Genomic DNA, 20,752 nt, shown 5'->3' on the forward strand with positions numbered 1-20,752 from the left:
CTGAGTTTTTGCTGAGCGGGATCTGAGTAAATATTCTTGGCAAAATCAGCATACTTCACAGACTACTCAGAGCGAATTCACTCTCGCTCTACAGTCCAGATTCATAATGCTCTTAGTTCAAGTTAAACGCATCAAACATTTCAAGTTCGCTTAATTCGAGGAAAAAGCTATGAAACCGACTCAATTCTTTGCACTTTCTTTGACATCTCTACTGGCTGTTGGCGCGATCGCAGCCTGCTCTACACCTCAGCCTCCAGTTGCCGTTCAGCAGGAACCTAGTGTTGCTGCTTCTCCAAAATCACAACCATCGAATATTTTAAGTACTGGTTCTTTTGTCAAAGCCGAACAACCCACCCAAGGAGGCGTTCGCATAATTACTGAAAATGGCAAAAACTATTTAGAGGTCGCCGAGAATTTTAAAACCTCCGACCAGGGGCCCGATCTGCAAGTCATTCTTTATCGCACTGCCAACCCGCCAGAATCTGGGATTAAAGAGAGCGATTACGTGATTTTGGGCAAACTGCAAAAGTTCAGCGGCGCACAACGCTACGAAATAGCCAGTAACGTCAATGTCAAGGATTTTGGCTCCGCTGCTATTTGGTGTCGCAAATTTAATGCCACCTTTGGTTACGCCAAACTTGGTTGATTTTGATTCACGGCTCAATAAGGAGAACTTCCAGATTCTCCGCTGCCGCGTACACACATGTCGTCAAACCTAACTAAATTAACAGCTTTTTGCCTCCTAGCCCCCAATTCTGCAGGGACAAGAAAATTCGAATCTTTCAAAGTCCCCCAGAATTGGGGGATTTAGGGGGCTAGATCTATCAAGGAAATCTACTTATATCCTGTAGCCAATAAAACCTATGACTTTTTGTTTGAGTTCTTGTGAAGCGATCGCCGATCCAGATCGGTTGGAAGCCGTAAGTGTCAGGTCTGAAAAGGCGGAAGGCAACCAGCATCGCATTATTGCTACGATTCAAGTTCCCTATCCAATCGAACAGGTTTGGCATGTTCTCACCGATTATGAAGCTATGCCCGAATTTATCCCAAATTTGGTTGCAAGCAGACGGTTGGAAGAATCAAATTCCACAAATCGGATCGAGCAAATCGGTGCGGCATCGCTCTTAAATATTCGTCTCACGATCCGAGTCGTTTTAGAAATGATGGAAAAATTTCCCCATCAGATTGATTTCCAGATGATTGAAGGCGATTTTAAAGCATTTTCTGGGAGATGCGAACTCGATGCTAGTCCCTATAAATGCGGCACAAAGACCGACCTCTATTATGCCGTACAGGTACAACCCAAACTCACGATGCCGATCGCGATTTTAGAAAAACAACTGCGCCACGATCTTCCCTTAAATCTGTTAGCGATCGAGCGCAGGCTAGATACGCTATTTGGCAGAAAAGCCTGCTGAATTCCATTCCCTAACCTCTAATTACCCCTTTTCCTGTGAGGTCATCTATGAATCAGGCAAATCAACCTACAGTAATCCTTGGCGGAGGTTTTGTTGGACTCTTTACAGCCCTTCATCTCAGCCGCCAAAACTATCCCCATCCGATTATTCTGATCGATCGCCATCGAAATTTCAACTTTAAACCCCTACTATACGAGTTACTCAGCGGCGAAATGCCCGTCGATCGCATCTGTCCCCACTATACCGAACTTTTGGCAGGGAGTGAGGTCGTTTTCATCCAAGGAAATATCCAGACGATCGATCTGCATAAACGTCATGTGACCTTAGAATCTGGCAAAACCTTTTTTTATGCAAATCTCGTCCTCGCTCTCGGTGGAAAGACCACCTATTTTCATACCCCCGGAGCGCAGGAAAATGCTTTTCCTTTCACCTCGGAAGAAGAAGTATTTTCGCTCAGCCATCGCATCAAAGAGAATATCAATCGTGCCGCACAATCCAAAGATGCAATCGAACGACGACAGCTTTTGACCGTAGTTGCGATCGGAGCGGGCCCAGCAGGTGTGGAACTCGCCTGTACTTTAGGCGATCTCATGCCAATCTGGTGTGCCGAAGCTGGCGCAAATCCTAAAGAGGCGCGTATTGTCCTAATCAATCGCAGCGATGAGATTCTCAAAGGGGATGTTAACAGTCGCCTGCGCGATACCGCCAAAGCTGCTCTAAAAGAATGTGCAATTCCAGTGGATTCGATCTTGGGTGCAGCAGTAACGGCAATTACACCCGAAGGCGTGGAATACAAGCAGCAAGAGCAAGTCAAGTTTTTGCCAGCCAAAACGATCGCTTGGACGGCGGGAAGCGAACCCAATCCACTGCTCAAAGATTTGCCAATTCCACCCGAACAGCGAGATCGACGCGGACGACTGCAAGTGAGATCTTCGCTTCAGCTTATGGGGTTTCCAAATGTATTTGTGGGTGGTGATTGTGCCTTTGTCAAGGACGATCCGCAACCCGCAACAGCTCAGGTTGCCTATCAGCAGGGAACAGCGATCGCATCAAATCTCATGGCTCTAGCAAAAGGTGGAATGCCCAAACCTGCCCATATTGCCATGCGCGGTACATTGATGAAATTGGGCTTGGGCAAAAGCGTTGCCAATCTTTTCGATCGCGTGGAAATCAAAGGCAAATCTGGTCACCTAGTTCGCGAAGCTACCTATTTGGAACTCCTACCCACACCCGTTCATAACCTGAAAGTTACAACAGAATGGTTGACTGATGAAATTTTCCAGCGCCATCAGCCACAGGTTTCGATCGAGGGCGAACCTGAAATTGAAATCGACGATAAGCCAATCAGCACAGATGCAATTTTCCCAGGCATTGCCGCGATCGCCGCAGGGTTAATTCTTGCCCTACCGCTAACATTACGCGCCGCCAATCCCCAACAGTTTCATCAAAACTTCCACTGGTCGGGCATTCCCACATTACTCGATCGGCTTGCTCCACCTAACAATTCCAACTCTTAATTCGCTTAATCAACCAATTTGAACCCATACTTCAAAAGGAGAACGCAGTCATGTTAAGCAAACTGATCCCATTTCACAAACTTTCGCTCAAGCAAGCGATCGTGGCTAATCGCATTATCTTAGGCATATTCTTCTTACTTTCTGGAATCGCCAATTACCTAAACTTTAGCGTTCCCAATGGATTTTATCAGACGGTGACTACAGTAAAGCTGCAACTATGGGGTCCATTTCCCGCAGGCTGGCAAGGTATAGGCCCATTACCAGAATTTATCGCCATTCCCTATGCATGGCTGCTCCCAGGAGCCGAGATCGTCTTAGGACTGTTATTCGCCTTTGGCTTCTGGATCAGATGGACGGGATTGCTCCTGATCTTGATGACAGCCAGTATCGTCTTGGCATTTGGCATTATCCCCGCTGGGAGTCTCTTCCCCAATGGAGCTGAGAGCTTTAATAAAAACATTCTATTTATGACATTGGTTTGGCTCTGTGTTGCCTATGATGTCGAAACTAAAAAAGCTCAGGCACGCAAAATCGCAGAAAAACAAAGACAGCTATCGGCAATTAATTAAACAGGGAAATCGATAATCGGTATCCAGATGGACAGCTAAAATCTACCAGCCACTTAACCAACCACTGACAACTGACAACTAAAAAACTATGTCTACCGAACACTACGATGCGATCATTATTGGAACGGGTGCGGGTGGTGGAACGCTCGCATATCGTTTGGCACCAACAGGTAAGAAAATCCTGATTCTAGAACGAGGTGCGTTTTTACCCCAAGAAAAAGCGAACTGGGATACTGTCGAGGTCTATCACAAAGATCGCTACCATACCCCTGAAGTTTGGCATGACGACAGCGATCGCAGCAAATTTCACCCAGGTACGGGCTACTGGGTGGGCGGCAACACCAAAGTCTATGGCGGGGCGTTGTTCCGCCTCAGAGAGCGAGACTTCGATCGCGTCGTGCATAAAGGTGGTATTTCTCCATCTTGGCCGTTGAAGTATCAAGACTTCGAGCCTTACTATACGGAAGCTGAAAAGCTTTATGAAGTTCACGGACAGAGAGGACAAGACCCCACCGAGCCACCCACAAACGATCCCTATCCATTCGCACCCGTCTCCCACGAGCCTCGGATTCAGGAAATACACGACGATCTGCAAAAAAAAGGATTGCACCCTTTTAACCTGCCTTTAGCGATTAAGCTGAATGAGGTCGATCGCCGACTCGGAGCTTGCATTCGCTGCAATACCTGCGATGGATTTCCCTGTTTGGTGAATGGCAAGGGAGACTCGGATATTAACTGCGTGCGTCCTGCGATCGCCAAAGAAAATGTCACACTACTTGCTGAAGCAGAGGTGCTGCGCCTGCACACTAGTCCATCGGGTCGAGAAGTTACCAGTGTGGAAGTGCGGCACAAGGGCGAAATCATGAGTTTCTCTAGCGATATCGTGGTGGTCTCCTGTGGCGCAATTAATTCTGCCGTGCTGCTGCTGCGTTCTGCCAACGAGAAGCATCCCAATGGTCTAGCGAATAGCTCCGATCAGGTGGGAAGGAATTTCATGAAGCATCAGCATGGTGCGGTGATTGGGCTGACACCGAAGCCGAATCCAACGGAATTTCAAAAAACCTTGGCGATTAACGATTTTTACTGGGGCGAACCCGGCTTTGACTATCCGATGGGATTGATACAGCTATTGGGTAAGGTGAATAAGGATATCGTTGCGACCGATGCACCAAAATTTGCGCCCGGCATGGCATTGGATGAGATTGCCAAACATTCCGTAGACTGGTTTGTGACAGCGGAGGATTTGCCCGATCCCAACAATCGCGTCACATTTAAGAATGGTGCCGTACATCTCAGCTATACCGAAAATAATACGGAGGCTTTCGATCGCTTGTTAGCCCGTTGGACAAAGGTACTGAAATCGATCAACTGTGGCGATGCGATCTTGCCCTGTTCGCTCTATTTTCGTAAAAAGCTAGCGATTCAAGCGGTAGCGCATCAGAATGGTACTTGCCGCTTTGGCGAAGACCCAGCCAATTCCGTTTTGGATCTTGACTGTCGCACCCACGATGTTGATAACCTCTATGTGGTTGATGGGGCTTTCTTCCCTTCTAGCGCTGCTGTGAATCCCACCTTGACGATTATTGCTAATGCTCTACGGGTAGGCGATCGCTTAATCGACCGCATGGGATAAATTCTCTCAGCAAGTTCTCATGTTCGCATCAGGTTTTTTGGCGAGAGTTTAATCATCTCTCGCTTTTGCTTCAGAGGGTTCTCAGGATGGCGAGCGATACTTAACTCAAGTCAGAAAACACATTCCAATTTGGAGACGAAGATAATGAAAAAATTACTTTTAGGTTGCTTGCCCGTTCTATTTCTTTCCACTGCTGCTGTAGTTCTTCCCGCCAAAGCTGAAGTCACAACCGTGGGTATGGCAGCGATCGCTCAAACTCAGTCACAACCCAGTGTTTCTCCTTTTAATCTTGCCTACTTGGCATATCAGGGATACTTTGAAGATCGAGGCATTTCTAGCTATGCCACTCTCATCGAAGATATACGCAGCAGAAAAGTCACCCCCACCCAGCTCGTACAAGCCGCTGTTGATTCCCAGAGACTTGCACCCTCAGTCCTTAACGATTCTAGCTATATCAGTGCTGTGGAATCTCAGTTAACTTCACTTGTGATGAATCAGTAAATTTTGACATTCAAGGGAAGAACGATGTTCTTCCCTTGTCCATTTCTCTTAAGAATTACTTTAGAAGGAGAAATCCTATGGCTATCCAAATCGAAAAAGCCTTGCTTGCTGTTATTTTCTCGCTTGCAGTAGGAGTCTTTGCCCAAGAACCGATTACGGTTTTAGCAGGACAGCGATCGCCCAATCTCTCCTATTTTTCTGCTCAAGCAGAATCCCTTGCGGTCACAACAGTTGACTCAGTGGGCATCACCGTGTCAGACATGGATAAAGCCATAGAGTTTTATTCGCAGGTTCTATCTTTTCAGAAAATATCGGATGTCGAGGTATTAGGAAGCGAGTACGAACGCTTGCAAGGCATATTTGGCATAAGGATGCGGGTAGTCAGGATGCGTCTTGGCGATGAAATTCTCGAACTCACCGAATACCTGACGCCGAAAGGAAGACCAATCCCAGTTGAGTCGCGCAGCAACGATCGCTGGTTTCAACATATTGCGATCGCAGTCAGCGATATGGACAAAGCCTACGCACAACTACGTCGCTTTAAAGTCCAACATGCCTCGACTGCGCCGCAAAGAATTCCCGACTCCAATCTTGCCGCAGCAGGGATTCGCGCCTTTTACTTTAAAGACCCTGATGGACACAATCTAGAGATCATCTATTTCCCGCAAGGTAAGGGCGATCCAAAATGGCAAAAGTCAGCCGATCGCATCTTTTTAGGCATCGACCATACGGCGATCGCAGTCGGCAATACGGAGACAAGTCTAAAATTCTATCGCGATCTTTTGGGAATGCGCCTTGCAGGCACGAGTGAAAACTTCGGGACGGAGCAAGAGCATCTCAATAACGTTTTTGGCGCAAAACTCCATATCAGTGGCTTGAGAGCGCCTACGGGTTTGGGCGTAGAATTTCTGGAATACCTCGCGCCCAGCGATGGCAAGCCTTATCCAGCCGATGCTCGTCCAAATGACTTGCTGCACTGGCAAACCACGCTGGTTGTAAATGATGCAAATGCGATCGCGCAAAAGTTACGGGCTTACCGCACGATTTTCATCTCTTCTGATGCAGTTGATTTTCCTTCGCGATCGCTTGGCTTTAAACGCGGTTTCCTAGTCCGAGACCCCGACGGTCACGCCATCAGAATTATCGAGCGCTAGTACATTAGGATACGCTCTTGCGATCGCCGTAACCCGTCAGAATTACAAAATTTGTAATTCTGGGATTGTTGCATTTTTAAATCGTAATCCCCTTACATTACAGCTATGAGCTGAACAGTATAACCAGAGCTACAAACAGGGTATTTTAGAGGTTACGATAGACCAAGAAACATACGAGCGCGTTTTTAAACCGCTTGAGAGGACTTATCAGGGTGGTTCAAATATAACGATCTCCGAAATCGAAAAAAAATTAGAGGATGTCAAAATCTTGATGAATCCAGAACAGATATTCAAAACTTTAGAACATATTTTCGCTTTAGCCCCTATGTCTATTTATTGAGTGGGAAGGGAGTAGGTGTTGTTTGGGGATGGTAGCAAGGTCACGCTTGCTGAGATTAACGAGTGGCAGCTCAAACGCAGGGGTGATGCGATCGCAAAAATTCTACAAAAACACATCATCCATAGAGGTGCGCACGAGAAATACACAGCCATGGGTAGAACTTGGGGCATGTACGGAGTCTTGAGTGGAGTAGAGAAAGTCACCCACGGTATAGGTAACGCTATTGTCAACCAGATCGCCTTCGAGCATAAAAATTTCTTCGCCAATCGCGTGCCGATGCGGGGGATAGATCGCCCCAGGTTCGCAGCGTACTAGGGCAGACACAAGGCGTTTAACAGGATCGGTGTGGAGCATTGCGATCGAGACCCCTTGCACGGAGTGAGACTGCCATTTTACCTCAGCGGCGCGAACTGCCCAAAATGCTGGGCTGGCAGGAACTTCCTTAGAGGTTTCTTTGGGGGGCTGAATGCGCTCAAACAGGTGTTGTTTAAGGCTGGCTGGCACTGGCAACCTCGGCTCAGCATAGGCTAAGGCATTGCCAGCCATTTGTAGCGATCGCAACTCTAGCTCTAGCTCTGGGTCAGCAGCAGCCAAATCTTCGACAACTTGCCAATCGCGATCGTCGATCGCATCCAGCGCCGCCAGTGCGAATAAATCGCTAATATCCTTTTGGATTTCTTCTGTTTCTATGTCTCTCATTTTTCTCTGTTAGCCCCGTTATTCATATATTAAATTAATTTTGAGTCTGGGAGTCGCTAAAAGCCGCACCATTCCTCTCCCAGTGCTTCTCGTAATTTTTTAAGCCCCAACCGAATGCGCGTTTTGATCGTACCCAGAGAGATTCCTGTTTCTACAGCGATTTGCGTATGAGAAAGCCCCTTAAAGTACGCCAGTTCTAACACAAGGCGTTGCTCGTTGGGGAGTTTCTCTAAGGCAGCTTTGACATAGTCGCTACGTTCTCGCACCAATACATCCTCTTCGGGGCTATCTGCGTGCGAGTGCAATAGCAACGCATTTTCAGAAGCAGCGATCGCTTTATAGCTGCGGGTACGACTGCGGATGCGATCTAAAGCGCGGCTGCGCGTAATCATAAACAGCCATGTATCGACCCTACCTTTTTGGGGCGTATAGTTTTTGGCAATTCGCCACACTTGAGTAAATACGTCTAAAACGATCTCTTCGGATTCCTCTGCAGAGCCAATGATTCGATAGGCGATCGTATAGATAACGCGGGAATAGCGATCGTAAAGCAAGGACAGCGCTGCTTGATCTTGGCTAGCAATCCTCGCCATCACTGAGATCTCGTCAATTAGTGGATTAGTTAACATTAAACGCAAACAACGACTTACAGCCTAAATCTATTGGCATTATGCTACACCGCACGCAGCAGGAATTTCACAAGTTTTTGTAGCTCTACTTTTGAATTTATTTTTGAATTGAGAGATCCAATCCCTAGAAACAAGCGTAATTCCTATCAAAGCGCGATGGTTGTAGAGCAACTGATTTCTGCCTACTCTGCACGCTCAACTATAAATTCTATAGAACTTTTAGCGATACGTTCGCGAAGGTAATTGTCGCATCCTATTTCCCAAGAACTGCTATATAGCTCTTGGGGAAACCTTGCCCTGCAAGGAATTCATATTCCGATCTGTCACAAATTTACGAAGTTTGGTCTCACTAGCAATCTTTAAGAGGATAAAACCCATGTACAGAACAAAGTCTTCCCAAGCTGCATCTCGCCGTCAACTGATTAAGGCTGGAATTTTTGGAGCAGTTGGCATTGCAGGGGTATCTGTAGCATCCACAGCGATCGCGATGCCAAGCAACAAAGCTAATGCCAAGGACGATATTAAAATTCTCAACAACGCGCTATTTTACGAGCATCAGGCAATCTGGGCTTACAGCCTCGCCGCAGGCAAACTCACGGGCAGCAATGTTGGTAAGGCAGTCTTAGCGATCGCGCTGGCAAATCAAGCCGATCACAAACAACACCGTGACACCTTGTCGATGGTGATTCGGCAACTGGGTGGCAACCCCGTCATGGCAAAGTCCGATTATCTAGAAACTGTGAAACCCTATCTGGAAAAGGGTGAAGGCAATCTCGACTCAGATGTGAATATTGCCAAATTGGCTTTAGCTTTAGAAACTGACGCAGCGATCGCCTACACCACTGAAATCGCTCAACTCAAAACTCCTGCTCTGATTACCGCTGGCGCAAGCATTGGCTCCACTGAAGCTTCTCATGCCACCGTGATTCGTGCTGCCTTTCAGTCGTTGGGTGTCGATCTTAAAGTGGTTCCCGCTTCTTTTGTGAGCGCTGATACGCGCGAAGCGTGGATTATCAGAGTCTAATCCCTCAAATTCCAGATATAAATTTATCCCACATTCAAAAAACCTGCGATGCAGGTTTTTTGAATGTGCTGAGTATCTTTTACGACCATTAGGGTTGCGTGTAAAACTTGCTGTAGTGATAGAGCAAAGCTTCTGCTCGTCCCTGTTGTGTCTTGGTGTTGTAGGACTCTAGATAGGCATTTAAGCTTTCGGGTCTGGCTCCATCTGCATAAATGGATACCTTATAATCTTCGCTCTGCCATGCAACTGGCTGGCTGTTAGGTCGATCTTCTGCGATTAGTTTTCTGACTTTACCGTTCTTTAGCGCTTTCTGAATCCAGTACTTCTTTAAGTCGTTTGTATCATCTCGACAGATCATGACTAAAAAGTGAGTGCTTTGGGCAAATTCCTCTAGGTGAGATTTGGCAGGGCAGCGATCGAACAAACTTTTTAGGGGTAGGGCTTCAAGGGGCTTGCGAATGGTCACTTTTCCTGTTTGCGGCAGTGGTGTTGAGAAGTCGTAGTCTCGTTTGAATTCATCGGCGATCGCGCTGGGTTGATAGCCTGCAATCAGGGCAATGCCAAAAAGGAATCGAAAGCAATGCTGGATCTTCATGTTTTCTAAAATTTTTTTGTAAATTCCTGAGAATTTGCGATCTAAAGGTTTAACGTCAATTGTAATTGTTTGCTGCTCTTCCCTCCACTGGGCACGGGTTCGGGATCGGTTTGCTTGGCGGGGCAATATTTGACGTAGGTACAGCGATCGCAGTGTTTTCCAACCGAGGGTTCCCATTCTTCATCGCTGCGAAGCTTGATCGCGAGTTCGCTAATCATCTGATAGACTCTCTGGCTCTGCTCTGGGGTGGCGCGAAAGCTGACTTTCTCACCCGTGCGTAAAAAGATCAAACTGAGTTGCTTGAGGCTTTGCTGATATCGTTGCTCTAGTGCCAGATAATACAGTCCCATCTGTAAATCTAGTTCCGTTGGCTCTGGAAGTTTGGTTTCTTTGGTGCTTTTGTAGTCAATCAGTTCCAAGCCGTCTTCGTACCAATCTAAGCGGTCAAAGCGTCCAATCAGCGAAAATTCTAAATTGCTAACACGCAAACTTCCCTGTACTTTACCTTCGACGGCGACGGGTTTGGCGATCGCGGGTTGATTGGCAATAAAACTCTCGTAGTATCCCTGTAAAATCTGCTGTCCTTCTTGGGCTTGGGCGTCGCTGAGTCCTTTGCTGTTGTCTGACCAGCAGGCGTTAATCCATGTCAGGTCGGGAAGGGGTGTTTGGTAATGCCAGTCTCGATAAATCTGTGCGAGGGCTTGATGGAGGGATGTGCCCAAGGCTGCCGAACCAAAGAAGGCGGCACTCTTGATGCCCTGCTCGTAACGAAAGTGATAGGACTTAGCGCAACGATGATAGGTTTGCAGTTTGGAGGCTGAGAGAGAATAGGTCATGACTAGCGTTTGGGGCGAATTTGAGCGTAAGCATTTGCTGCTCTTGTCTAAAAGCCTATGGGACAGGCTTTAGAGGCGATCGCATTGTCAAGATTAGGTAACTGACTCATCCAAAAGATAGTTACACTATGATGATGGTATGTCCTTATTGTAAGGGGGTAAACAGCGATCGAACAAACTGTAGGTATATTGCCCCGGTATGCGGATTGAGTCAGAAATGGAGCTAAAAAATGCAAATAGCCTTAAAACAGGAACAAGAAAATTTTATTCTTGAAAAGTTACAGCAAGGTAAGTATCAAAGTGTTGATGAGTTGTTGGCTGTGGCATTTCGACTTTTAGAGGAACATGAATCTAAAGAACGAAAGCTGATAGAGCTAAGGGAAAAGATTGCTGCGGGAACCCAACAAATTCGTCAAGGAAAAGTTGTCGATGGCGAAATTGTCTTTCAACAGTTGCAAGACAAGCTAAATCAAATAGAACATGGCTAAATATGGGCAGCTACACTTTCTCAGAACTGGCAGTCCGAGATCTGAATGCGATCTGTGACTTTATCGCACAAAGCAATGTAAAAGCTGCCAGTAAATTATTTGATGCCATTCGACAAAATGTAAGTTAGTTGCTAGCTTTCCTGATATGGGAAAAGAATACGCATGGATCGCTGTCGATCTGCGGGGATTCATCGTTGATGACTATGTTGTATTTTACTATTCGCGATTAGAAGGAATTGATATTGTCCGTGTGGCTTATGGAGGTAGAGATTTAAAAGCTTTGTTTGATGAATTTGAAGATGAATCATAAGGAGATCGCAATAAGGGATAGGAAGAAACCGCCATAGGAGAGTGTCAAGTAAATTGTGTAAACTCTGAAATCTAGATATGGAGGCGATAGCCAAATAAAATATCAAAGTGATTCAGGGCAGGTTTCCAATCCTTAATCGGCATCGTCCACTTCTTGGAGATATTCCGCATCGCCAAATAGACCAATTTAAAAGCAGCCTCATCGGCCGGAAAAATCTGTTGATTTTTAATCACCTTGCGCAAACTGCTATTCATCGACTCAATCGCATTCGTAGTGTAAATCACCTTACGGATCTCAGTGGGGAAGGCAAAGAAAGGAATGATATGGGGCAAGTGAGCGCGTCAAGATTTACTGATGGATGGATATTGCTCATCCCATTTTTCGGCAAATAATTCCAAGTTAAACTCAGCCTCAGCCTCGGTTGCTGCACCGTAGATGGTCTTGAGGTCAGCACAAACTTGCTTGCGTTGCTGCGATCCCACAAAAGCCACTGAGTTACGCACCATGTGGACAATGCATAACTGTACAGTCGTTTTGGGAAACACAGTCTCAATCGCATTGGGAAATCCCGTATTACAGGATCTAGAAATGTATAAGCCTGACCTTGTTTGAGCTGAATCGAATATGCTTTAGCAGCATCGTAGAGAATTCGTTTCTCAAATCCTTCGATATTTAATACCTGCATTTCGATAATCACAGTTGAACGATTATCGAGCGTGGCTTTAATATCTAGGTAGGTATCTTTAACGCCTCTTAATCCTAGGTGCGAGATAAGGATTTAGAATTTCTAAGATCTCGATCGTAGATTGACCATTGTAGAGAATTGCATTCAGAAAACTAATTAAAATATCATGGCTTTGTTCTGAGCCAAAAATTTTCTTGAAAGCATAATCTGTTTTAGGATTAATAAATCGCATTTAATTTATACCAATTTCAATTGAAATCGCAACAGATTGGGATTTGAGTTCCTCACTACGCAAGGTCTTTCAAAGAAACGACCACGCATTTTATTGAAAATTATATTAGCTAAACTATCCGTTACTAAATATTGTAGCTATTTTTTTAGATACTTTCGAGATAGATTCCTGTGCTCAACTCATAAAAAAGAATAGACTCAGGGATATCTCCCCAAGCCTATTCTTATACCAATTTCTCTTGAATTTGTGGCAGATCGGGTTTTGTGTTTCGCGCAGAGCGCGGTCTTTTCAAAAAGATGCGTTGCATCACTTTTTGAAAATGGTATTATACCGATTTTAATTGAAACAAATCGGGATTTGAGTTCTGCACTATGCACGAGTTTTCAAAAAGCTGCGACGCAGCTTTTTGAAAGTTTTAATTGCAGTCGGTTAAGCAACGGGCAAAAGGGTATTGTAATTACCTGGAGGCAATTACATCATGCCGCCCATACCGCCCATGCCACCCATACCGCCCATGCCGCCCATATCAGGAGCAGCACCTTTCTTTTCAGGCTTATCGACAACGAGGACTTCGGTCGTTAGAACCATGCCAGCGATCGACGCCGCATTTTGAATTGCAGAGCGCACAACCTTAGCAGGGTCGATGATACCCGTAGCAATCATATCGACATACTCAGATTTCAAGGCATCAAAGCCCATGGTGAAGCCCATACCCTTCAACTTCTCAACAATCACAGTTCCTTCTAGACCAGCATTGTCACTGATCTGACGCAGAGGTGCTTCTAGAGACTTGGCGACAATTTCTACACCGATCGCTTCCTCGCCCTTGAGCGTTGCTTTTAACTCAGTGAGGTGCTTGATCAGATGAATTAGCGTCGCGCCACCACCAGGAACAATACCTTCTTCAACCGCAGCACGGGTTGCATTCAGCGCATCTTCGATGCGTAGTTTGCGATCTTTCAGTTCGGTTTCTGTAGCAGCACCAACTTTGATCACGGCAACGCCACCAGCCAACTTAGCAATGCGCTCTTGCAGCTTCTCGCGATCGTAGTCAGAGTCACTGTCTTCAAGTTCTTTACGAATTTGAGCGACGCGCTTATCGACATCTGGTTTGGTATCTGTACCAGCGACGATGGTGGTCTTGTCCTTGCTGATCGTGACCTTACGCGCCGTACCCAACATATCGAGGGTAGCAGCATCGAGGTTGAGCCCTAGATCCTCAGAAATCACACTTCCGCCTGTAAGCACGGCAATGTCTTGAAGAACAGCTTTGCGGCGATCGCCAAATGCTGGAGCTTTAATCGCGGCTACATTCAAAGCGCCTCTGAGCTTGTTGACAACCAAGGTTGCTAGGGCTTCGCCTTCGACATCTTCGGAAATAATCAGCAGGGGAGAACCACTACGTGCTGCCTTTTCGAGAATGGGAACGAGGTCTTGGATAATATTGATCTTCTTGTCTGTGATCAAGATCTTGGCGTTCTCAAACTCAGCGATCATGCGCTCGGTATCAGTAACGAAGTAAGGAGAGACGTAACCGCGATCGAGTTGCATCCCTTCGACAACTTCCAATTCTGTGTTTAAGGACTTGGATTCTTCGACAGTGATGACGCCATCTTTGCCGACCTTATCCATGGCGTGGGCAATCATGTCGCCGACTTCGCTATCATTACCTGCTGAGATTGTGGCGACTTGAGCGATCGCTGTCCCCACATCAACGGGCTTAGCATTGGCTGCAATCACTTCCACCAATTTTGCAACAGCCTTTTCAATGCCAAGGCGCAAGCCAATAGGGTTAGAACCTGCGGCAACGTTCCGCAAACCTTCACGAATCATCTCCTGTGCCAAGACGGTTGCACTGGTTGTGCCATCGCCTGCAACATCATTGGTCTTTGAAGCAACTTCGCGAATCAGTTGTGCGCCTGTATTCTCAAGGGGATCTTCGAGTTCGATTTCTTTGGCGATCGTCACACCGTCATTGATGATTTGAGGTGCGCCATACTTCTTTTCTAGGACAACATTACGTCCCTTAGGTCCGAGGGTAACGCGAACTGCATCTGCCAGTGCATTTACGCCTCTTTCAAGAGAACGTCTGGCTTCTTCATCAAATACTACTTTCTTTGCCATGATTTTTCGTTAGTTATTAAGGTTGTCAGTTATGAGTTGTCGGTTATTTCAAGGCTGTTAGCTTTTAGCAGTTATCGGTTGGCTATTTCTAGGAAGCTAAGAGCTAATCACTAAGAGCTAATCACTAAGAGCTAATCGCTGTTATTCCACGATCGCTAAGATATCTTTCTCAGTTAGCAAGAGATAGTCAACACCATCTGCTTTCAGTTCTGTACCCGCATATTTGGAGTACAACACTTTGTCCCCAATCTTGACTTCAGGTACTACACGCTCTCCTTTGTCATTGCGTGCGCCAGGACCAACAGCTGCCACTTCACCTACTTGAGATTTTTCTTTGGCGGTGTCAGGTAAGAAAATGCCACCAGCAGTTTTTTCTTCCTTGACCACCATTTTTACTAAAACGCGATCGCCTAGTGGTTTTAAGGCACTTCCTTGCAGTGTCAATGATGCCACAATTACAAACCTCCCTATCTAAAAGCTAATATGTAGTACTAATTTGTAGAGCGCGTTTTGCTTTAGCACTCTACCCATACCGACTGCTAATATAACTGCAAATGGCAACGACCATGGATCGGTTTACCGTATCAAATTTCCGATCTTGGTGGGAATTTAAGCATTCTGTGGCAATTTTAATCGCAAGGTTGGCTTGCTTTGAAAACTACAACATGTTTCAACCATTAGCCATGCTTAGACTTGCTAAGTCACCTCAAAAATCCCCAACTCTGTACAAATTGCTTGCATGGGTACATCCCAAGCTTCATGGGGCAGTTGCGCCAAAAGATAGTCGGAAAAAATAATTCCCACCTTGTAACCTCTTTGCTGGGGCAACCAGCGATCGTAAAAGCCCCCGCCATAACCAAGTCGATAACCCGTGCGATCGCAAGCAACCGCTGGCATGAGAATCAGATCTACGCTTTCTTCCTCCATGATAGGTAAGTGAGGGCATGGCTCTGGGATGCCAAATTTTCCCACTTCTATGCAGGTGTCTTTAGCCGTTTGTAGTTCGAGAATATCGATCTGATGCCAGATAAGATCTTGCCCCACACAACGGGAAAAGCCCCAAGTCTTATCGGGGAACTGTTGCCATAGGTCGCTGAGATCTGGCTCTTGGCGAAAACTCTGGTATGCCAAGATCGTCTGCGCTTCTTGAAAGGTCTGCCACTGGGCAAGTTGCTGGCAAATTTTCTGGTTATGTTGTTGCCAAAGATAATGGGGGATTGCCTGTCTTGCTGCGATCGCATCCCGTCTTAAAGATTTTTTTTGTGAGGCAGATTGCATAGATTTCGGCAGAAGGTTTTTCAAGGAGCGATACTCCAGATTTACGTGCCTATTTCTTGGAGAGCTTCTGAAACTGCTTCAAGGGATATATGTCCACAAGATCCATGCACAAAACTATTCATGCCTTTGGCAGTAGTTTAGTCAAAAAGAGCCAGACCACTTTTGGCTGGAGAAATCAAGTGATTAATCCAGAAATTTCTTAATTGATAGATTTCAGGAGTATATACTCACCTTCTATTCTTGGTAACAAGATAAATAACTAGAAGCTACCCAGCCCCTACCTGTTCTTCCGTCAACTCTCAAGTACTCAATGCGAGCCCATTCACCATTAGAACTCATGCCTGTAACTCTGACAATGTTACCATAGGGAAGGGTGGTAATGATTCTACTTCCAGCATTGACATAAACATATAGTCCTCGACTGCGAGTTACTTTGTAGGACTGGCAAAGTCTTTGAGCGATCGCCGAATCAGTGGACTTCATTTCAATCGCGACAAGGTTTAAAGAGAGTCCGACTGCAAGAACGAGAAGATTACTAATTATTCTTTTCATGATTAAGTACTGTATTAAGTACTGTAATGTTTTGGCTTCATGCTTTCAATGGATATCTAATAGAGAGAATAATGGAATATCCAGCCATAAATCTTTCAATCAAAGATTTATGGCTGGATACATTCGCCTTCTATTCTTGGTAACAAGATAAATAACTAGAAGCTACCCAGCCCTCACCCGTTTGTCCGTCAACTCTCAAGTACTCAATGCGAGCCCATTCTCCATCAGAACTCATGCCTGTAACCCTGACGATATTACCGTAGGGAAGTGTGGTAATGATTTCGCTACCAGCATTGATATAAACATATAGTCCCCCGTCGCGAGTTACTCTGTAGGACTGGCAAAGTCTCTGAGCCATCGCTGATTCAATGGATGTCGCTTCAACTGCAACAACGCTCAAACTGACCCCAATTGCAAGAACGAGAAGCTTACTGATTATTCTTTTCATAGCTACACTATGCACCTTTTGATAATTACGAACTTTATTGCTTTGACTTCATGTTTCCTAGCGACTTCGGTCTCATATTCCCCAACAATGCAGTTTTCCAGCAGGCAGGAAAATGGATTTTTTAAAATTTTAACATAAACAATAAATTTTTTTCCTGTCGATCGCGTCCCTAGAAATCATAAATTTAACGCTATACGGTTGTTTTAGCGTCCTTTAGTTGAGCTTAGTCGCAATAAGCCCTCGTTAGATCCCCTAGGAATGGGAAAAAATAAAACAGGCAAATTTAGAATAATGAGAGCTAAAGCCAACAATACCTATATATGGCAAACCTATATGATTCGTAGGGTAAGCTTCTTGCTTGCATAGACTAGAAGTCTGCCCTACGTTCACAAATAACTTAGGATTGCGATATGAAGAGCTTGCACGTTTAAAAATCATCTAGCATCGCTTCTGATTCTGACTGGATTTGCTGTAAGTGTTATGATTTATGCGATCGCCTGTTTGACGATTGTAATATATTCCCGTACGTTACGTTCTATTTATGACTACAACTGCCCCTGCTAAGACAAAATTTGAAGCTGTAATTGGATTGGAAGTCCACTGTCAACTGAGCACGACCACAAAAATCTTCTGCGGTTGCTCGACTCAATTTGGTTCGCAGCCTAACAGTAATGTCTGCCCCATTTGTTTGGGAATGCCGGGAGTTCTGCCTGTTTTAAATGAGAAGGTTCTAGAATACGCGGTCAAAACGGGTTTAGCCTTAAATTGCCAAATCGCTCCCCATAGTAAATTCGATCGCAAGCAATATTTCTATCCCGATCTTCCTAAAAACTACCAAATCTCTCAATTCGATCTTCCCATTGCCGAGCATGGTTGGTTAGAAATTGAAACCGAAGATGGCAAAACCAAGCGGATTGGAATTACGCGCCTGCATATGGAAGAAGATGCTGGCAAATTGGTTCATGCTGGTTCCGATCGCCTCTCTGGTTCCAGTCACTCCCTCGTGGATTACAACCGCACGGGGGTCGCTCTCTGTGAGATTGTTTCCGAACCTGATATTCGCACCGGAGCAGAAGCTGCTGCCTATGCCCAAGAGCTGCGCCGCACCCTACGCTATCTAGGTGTCTGTGATGGCAACATGCAAGAAGGTTCGCTGCGCTGCGATGTGAATATCTCCGTGCGTCCTGTGGGCAGAGAGGAGTTTGGCACAAAGGTAGAAATCAAGAATATGAACTCCTTTAATGCCATTCAACGAGCGATCGACTATGAAATCGAACGGCAAGTGAATGCGATTGAGGCAGATGAAAAAATCTATCAAGAAACACGTTTGTGGGAAGAAAATACCCAACGCACGATTAGTATGCGTTTAAAAGAAGGTTCAAGCGACTATCGCTATTTCCCCGAGCCTGACTTGGTGGCGATCGAAGTTCCTGCTGCCACCTTGGAAAAATACAAATCAGAGTTACCCGAATTGCCCTCTGCCAAACGCAATCGATACAAAAGCGAATTCGGTCTGAGTGCCTATGATGCTAACTTAATTGCTGACGATCGCGCTGTATCTGAATATTTTGATGCGGTTGTGAAATTAGGGATCGATCCGAAACAAGCCTTTAACTGGATTATGGGCGATATTACGGCATATCTCAACGAGAACAAGCTCAAAATTGCCGATCTACCTCTTACCCCAATAGTCTTAGCGGAATTAATTACCTCGATCGCCGATGGAACTATTAGTAGCAAAATCGCTAAAGATATCTTGCCTGAATTATTGACCAAGGGGGGCTCTGTGAAAGCGATCGTGCAAGAGAAAGGATTAACGGTCTTAGCGGGTGCAGATTTAGAGAAAATCATCGATCGAATTCTGATCGAGAACCCCAAGGAAGTCGAGCAATATCGTGCGGGCAAGACAAAATTGCTAGGCTTTTTTGTCGGTCAAACCATGAAAAAAACCCAAGGACGGGCTGAGCCTCAAGCAACCAATCAACTAATAACCGATAAGTTGAATCAAGCCCTATAGGTGAGATATCGCAATTCTATTTGATTTGTATGTAAGGGCAATTGATGAATTGCCCTTACAATTCTAGGCAGAGAAAATTGCTTACTCATTCATCTCACTATAGATTGCCGCAGTCGATGGTGAAGATTGGTTCAAATATTGGAAGATCCAGAACTTAAATAAACCATCAAGAAATACGGGAACGGTGGAAATAAAGGCCATGGTTAAGATTTTATTCTCAGGCAAACCAAAGTGATCGAAAAGGACTATAAGTAAGGCGTCCCAACCTTCACTTGAGTGGAAGCCGACAAACGTATCTGTTGAAACAATAATTAGAAAAGCCTTAGCATTGTCATTGAGACTATACATGGTTTCATCAAAGAAGTCTTTGATTACCCTTAGCTGCCTTCTGCCAGAAATTACGATAAAATAAAACACAAAGCCAGCAGTAGAGTCAGCTAAAAGATTCTTAATTCCTTCCCAGCTAGAACGGTTAAATTCCTTGAGGATTTTTAGGGATTCCTGTTGCAGGCGTTTTTCAAATTCTTCTTCCGCATTCACCGATTCTTTACCCTTTTCATTCCCTTGCTCCTTTTGGGCAGTGGAAGTAGTAGAGGGCTTCTCTTTTTCGTTATTTGTCCCAGAGTTAATCGTGGGATTCTCTTTCTCACTGGGAGAATTATTTGCAGGAGGCTTCTCAAGCTCTTTGGGAGGGGAACTGAGCGCCACCGCTTTAGAGATTAATAGTTCAAACTCTAGCCTTTCTTTTACTGCTTTAAAGCTATTAAAGGCTCTTTCTTGCATGCTGGCACTAAATTTAATTTCAGTCCCTTGATTCCCGACCCAATAGTCAAGCAAGGGGCTATAAACCAGTGATTTCGATAAAAATTGAACAGCTAGAACCGTGATCACTAAAAATGCCAGATATTTGAGAGCAGCATTGATGCGTCTTCTTGACTGGCGAAGCTCATCAACAATATTTTGCTCGTAGTTGCTATAGGAAGAACTGACATTACGCTTAATGCGATCGAAGGCTTTAAAGAAAGACCCAGGTAAAATACTATTTTCAATTGGAACTACAGCATCATCTTTTTTGGGTGGTTTTCCATTGGTTTGACTATTGTTGGGATAAAGTGAAAATTTACCCTTTTTCTTCGACTTTGAATCAAGCTCATCTTTAATATCTAAGAGTTGGATCGAACTTGAGTTTCCAATGGCAATATCATTCGTTTCTGTTGGTAGGCGATATCTTGACAGCATGAAGTCAATAAATGCCAATTGCTGCGTAAGAGAAGGTGCGTTGTCATCAAGATTTGGATTCCCGAGCGGTTTTGATATTTGACTGACATCACTAACAGGTAAGCAGTAGGGCATTTTCGCGCTAACCTTATAGGCTGCCAGACTAACATCAATCGTACTGAGATATTTGTTGAGTTGAATCTGAAATAAGCTGAATGTATTTTCACTATAGCCAGCTAAATTTGAGATTTCACTTCCATTAAAGTATTCGTCCTCGATTTTCTTGATATTAACGGCAGCTTGGTAGGCTTCGGCAACAGATCGCTCTGGTGTTTTTTGTACCCACTGCAGAGCTTGTTTAAGATTTCCGAATAAATTAAGGGTCATAATGGCAGAGAAGCACTATGTAAACACGATGAGAAAATAAGAACAGCTGAGATACAAAGAATTAGGGAAAATTGAATGCATTAGCAGATTACACATTA

22 protein-coding genes and 2 pseudogenes are annotated in these 20,752 nt (G+C 45.1%); 12 read left to right on the plus strand and 12 right to left on the minus strand.

The annotated features are described in order from the left end of the window. The first annotated feature begins 169 nt into the window (after positions 1–169). The 7 genes from ACP2WE_RS14630 (at position 170) to ACP2WE_RS14660 (ending at position 6,792) form a co-directional block, all read left to right on the plus strand. Entirely contained in the window at positions 170–646 is a 477-nt protein-coding gene (locus ACP2WE_RS14630) for a DM13 domain-containing protein (RefSeq protein ID WP_425216286.1), read from the plus strand. 217 nt (positions 647–863) lie between these two features. After that, the gene (locus ACP2WE_RS14635; RefSeq protein WP_425216287.1) at positions 864–1,418 is read left to right on the plus strand and encodes an SRPBCC family protein; all 555 of its coding nucleotides are present in this window, start codon (positions 864–866) and stop codon (positions 1,416–1,418) included. Between the two features lie 47 nt (positions 1,419–1,465). Then, on the plus strand, positions 1,466–2,935 hold the full coding sequence (locus ACP2WE_RS14640) for an NAD(P)/FAD-dependent oxidoreductase (RefSeq protein WP_425216288.1): 1,470 nt from the start codon (positions 1,466–1,468) through the stop codon (positions 2,933–2,935). 50 nt (positions 2,936–2,985) lie between these two features. Beyond that, the gene (locus ACP2WE_RS14645) at positions 2,986–3,504 is read left to right on the plus strand and encodes a DoxX family protein (protein ID WP_425216289.1); all 519 of its coding nucleotides are present in this window, start codon (positions 2,986–2,988) and stop codon (positions 3,502–3,504) included. A gap of 88 nt (positions 3,505–3,592) precedes the next feature. Next, entirely contained in the window at positions 3,593–5,137 is a 1,545-nt protein-coding gene (locus ACP2WE_RS14650) for a GMC oxidoreductase (RefSeq protein ID WP_425216290.1), read from the plus strand. Between the two features lie 144 nt (positions 5,138–5,281). Next, entirely contained in the window at positions 5,282–5,638 is a 357-nt protein-coding gene (locus ACP2WE_RS14655; protein ID WP_425216291.1) for a hypothetical protein, read from the plus strand. A 77-nt stretch (positions 5,639–5,715) separates the two neighbouring features. Continuing rightward, entirely contained in the window at positions 5,716–6,792 is a 1,077-nt protein-coding gene (locus ACP2WE_RS14660) for a VOC family protein (RefSeq protein ID WP_425216292.1), read from the plus strand. A gap of 442 nt (positions 6,793–7,234) precedes the next feature. Here the strand turns inward: ACP2WE_RS14660 and ACP2WE_RS14665 are convergent, their stop codons facing one another. Together ACP2WE_RS14665 and ACP2WE_RS14670 are read right to left on the minus strand one after the other, a co-directional pair. Continuing rightward, entirely contained in the window at positions 7,235–7,831 is a 597-nt protein-coding gene (locus ACP2WE_RS14665; RefSeq protein WP_425216293.1) for a cupin domain-containing protein, read from the minus strand. Between the two features lie 56 nt (positions 7,832–7,887). Next, positions 7,888–8,424 (minus strand): sigma-70 family RNA polymerase sigma factor, encoded by a 537-nt coding sequence (locus ACP2WE_RS14670; protein ID WP_425216294.1) that lies wholly within the window; start codon positions 8,422–8,424, stop codon positions 7,888–7,890. Positions 8,425–8,836: 412 nt separating this feature from the next. Here ACP2WE_RS14670 and ACP2WE_RS14675 point away from each other — a divergent pair, with 412 nt between their 5' ends. Further along, positions 8,837–9,484: a ferritin-like domain-containing protein gene (locus ACP2WE_RS14675; RefSeq protein WP_425216295.1), complete on the plus strand. Its 648-nt coding sequence runs from the start codon at positions 8,837–8,839 to the stop codon at positions 9,482–9,484. Positions 9,485–9,572: 88 nt separating this feature from the next. On the opposite strand, the gene ACP2WE_RS14680 is transcribed toward ACP2WE_RS14675, so the two are convergent. Further along, on the minus strand, positions 9,573–10,079 hold the full coding sequence (locus ACP2WE_RS14680; protein ID WP_425216296.1) for a hypothetical protein: 507 nt from the start codon (positions 10,077–10,079) through the stop codon (positions 9,573–9,575). A 41-nt stretch (positions 10,080–10,120) separates the two neighbouring features. After that, positions 10,121–10,915 (minus strand): RecB family exonuclease, encoded by a 795-nt coding sequence (locus ACP2WE_RS14685; RefSeq protein WP_425216297.1) that lies wholly within the window; start codon positions 10,913–10,915, stop codon positions 10,121–10,123. 230 nt (positions 10,916–11,145) lie between these two features. Here ACP2WE_RS14685 and ACP2WE_RS14690 point away from each other — a divergent pair, with 230 nt between their 5' ends. The 3 genes from ACP2WE_RS14690 to ACP2WE_RS14700 are packed head-to-tail and all read left to right on the plus strand — an operon-like array spanning position 11,146 to position 11,713. Then, positions 11,146–11,403: a ribbon-helix-helix domain-containing protein gene (locus tag ACP2WE_RS14690; RefSeq protein ID WP_425216298.1), complete on the plus strand. Its 258-nt coding sequence runs from the start codon at positions 11,146–11,148 to the stop codon at positions 11,401–11,403. Between the two features lie 2 nt (positions 11,404–11,405). After that, positions 11,406–11,531 carry a hypothetical protein gene (locus ACP2WE_RS14695; protein ID WP_425216299.1) on the plus strand — a complete coding sequence of 42 codons (126 nt, stop codon included), beginning with the start codon at positions 11,406–11,408 and terminating at the stop codon, positions 11,529–11,531. Between the two features lie 17 nt (positions 11,532–11,548). Further along, complete coding sequence (locus ACP2WE_RS14700) at positions 11,549–11,713, plus strand: hypothetical protein (RefSeq protein WP_425216300.1); 165 nt, start codon at positions 11,549–11,551, stop codon at positions 11,711–11,713. Positions 11,714–11,784: 71 nt separating this feature from the next. On the opposite strand, the pseudogene ACP2WE_RS14705 reads toward ACP2WE_RS14700, so the two are convergent. The 7 genes and pseudogenes from ACP2WE_RS14705 to ACP2WE_RS14735 form a co-directional block, all read right to left on the minus strand. Next, positions 11,785–12,282: pseudogene (locus ACP2WE_RS14705) on the minus strand (IS256 family transposase); the annotation flags it as partial. 2 nt (positions 12,283–12,284) lie between these two features. Beyond that, positions 12,285–12,630, minus strand: a pseudogene (locus ACP2WE_RS14710) (Rpn family recombination-promoting nuclease/putative transposase); the annotation flags it as partial. A 471-nt stretch (positions 12,631–13,101) separates the two neighbouring features. Further along, positions 13,102–14,754 carry a chaperonin GroEL gene (gene groL, locus ACP2WE_RS14715; RefSeq protein WP_425216301.1) on the minus strand — a complete coding sequence of 551 codons (1,653 nt, stop codon included), beginning with the start codon at positions 14,752–14,754 and terminating at the stop codon, positions 13,102–13,104. 141 nt (positions 14,755–14,895) lie between these two features. Then, positions 14,896–15,207: a co-chaperone GroES gene (groES, locus tag ACP2WE_RS14720; RefSeq protein ID WP_425216302.1), complete on the minus strand. Its 312-nt coding sequence runs from the start codon at positions 15,205–15,207 to the stop codon at positions 14,896–14,898. Positions 15,208–15,450: 243 nt separating this feature from the next. Then, positions 15,451–16,032, minus strand: coding sequence for a 5-formyltetrahydrofolate cyclo-ligase (locus ACP2WE_RS14725; RefSeq protein WP_425216303.1), 582 nt, complete (start codon positions 16,030–16,032; stop codon positions 15,451–15,453). A 234-nt stretch (positions 16,033–16,266) separates the two neighbouring features. Beyond that, on the minus strand, positions 16,267–16,515 hold the full coding sequence (locus ACP2WE_RS14730) for an SH3 domain-containing protein (protein ID WP_425216304.1): 249 nt from the start codon (positions 16,513–16,515) through the stop codon (positions 16,267–16,269). Between the two features lie 199 nt (positions 16,516–16,714). Beyond that, the gene (locus tag ACP2WE_RS14735; RefSeq protein WP_425216305.1) at positions 16,715–17,032 is read right to left on the minus strand and encodes an SH3 domain-containing protein; all 318 of its coding nucleotides are present in this window, start codon (positions 17,030–17,032) and stop codon (positions 16,715–16,717) included. Between the two features lie 541 nt (positions 17,033–17,573). Between ACP2WE_RS14735 and gatB the strand changes: the two genes are divergently transcribed. After that, positions 17,574–19,049, plus strand: coding sequence for an Asp-tRNA(Asn)/Glu-tRNA(Gln) amidotransferase subunit GatB (gatB, locus tag ACP2WE_RS14740; protein ID WP_425216306.1), 1,476 nt, complete (start codon positions 17,574–17,576; stop codon positions 19,047–19,049). An 81-nt stretch (positions 19,050–19,130) separates the two neighbouring features. On the opposite strand, the gene ACP2WE_RS14745 is transcribed toward gatB, so the two are convergent. Next, a complete protein-coding gene (locus ACP2WE_RS14745) occupies positions 19,131–20,654 on the minus strand; it encodes a hypothetical protein (RefSeq protein ID WP_425216307.1) in 1,524 nt (507 codons plus the stop codon). Positions 20,655–20,752: the final 98 nt, after the last annotated feature.

The sequence above is a fragment of the Tumidithrix helvetica PCC 7403 genome, from assembly GCF_965232925.1.
In the GTDB taxonomy this organism is placed as follows: Bacteria; Cyanobacteriota; Cyanobacteriia; order Pseudanabaenales; family Pseudanabaenaceae; genus Tumidithrix; species Tumidithrix helvetica.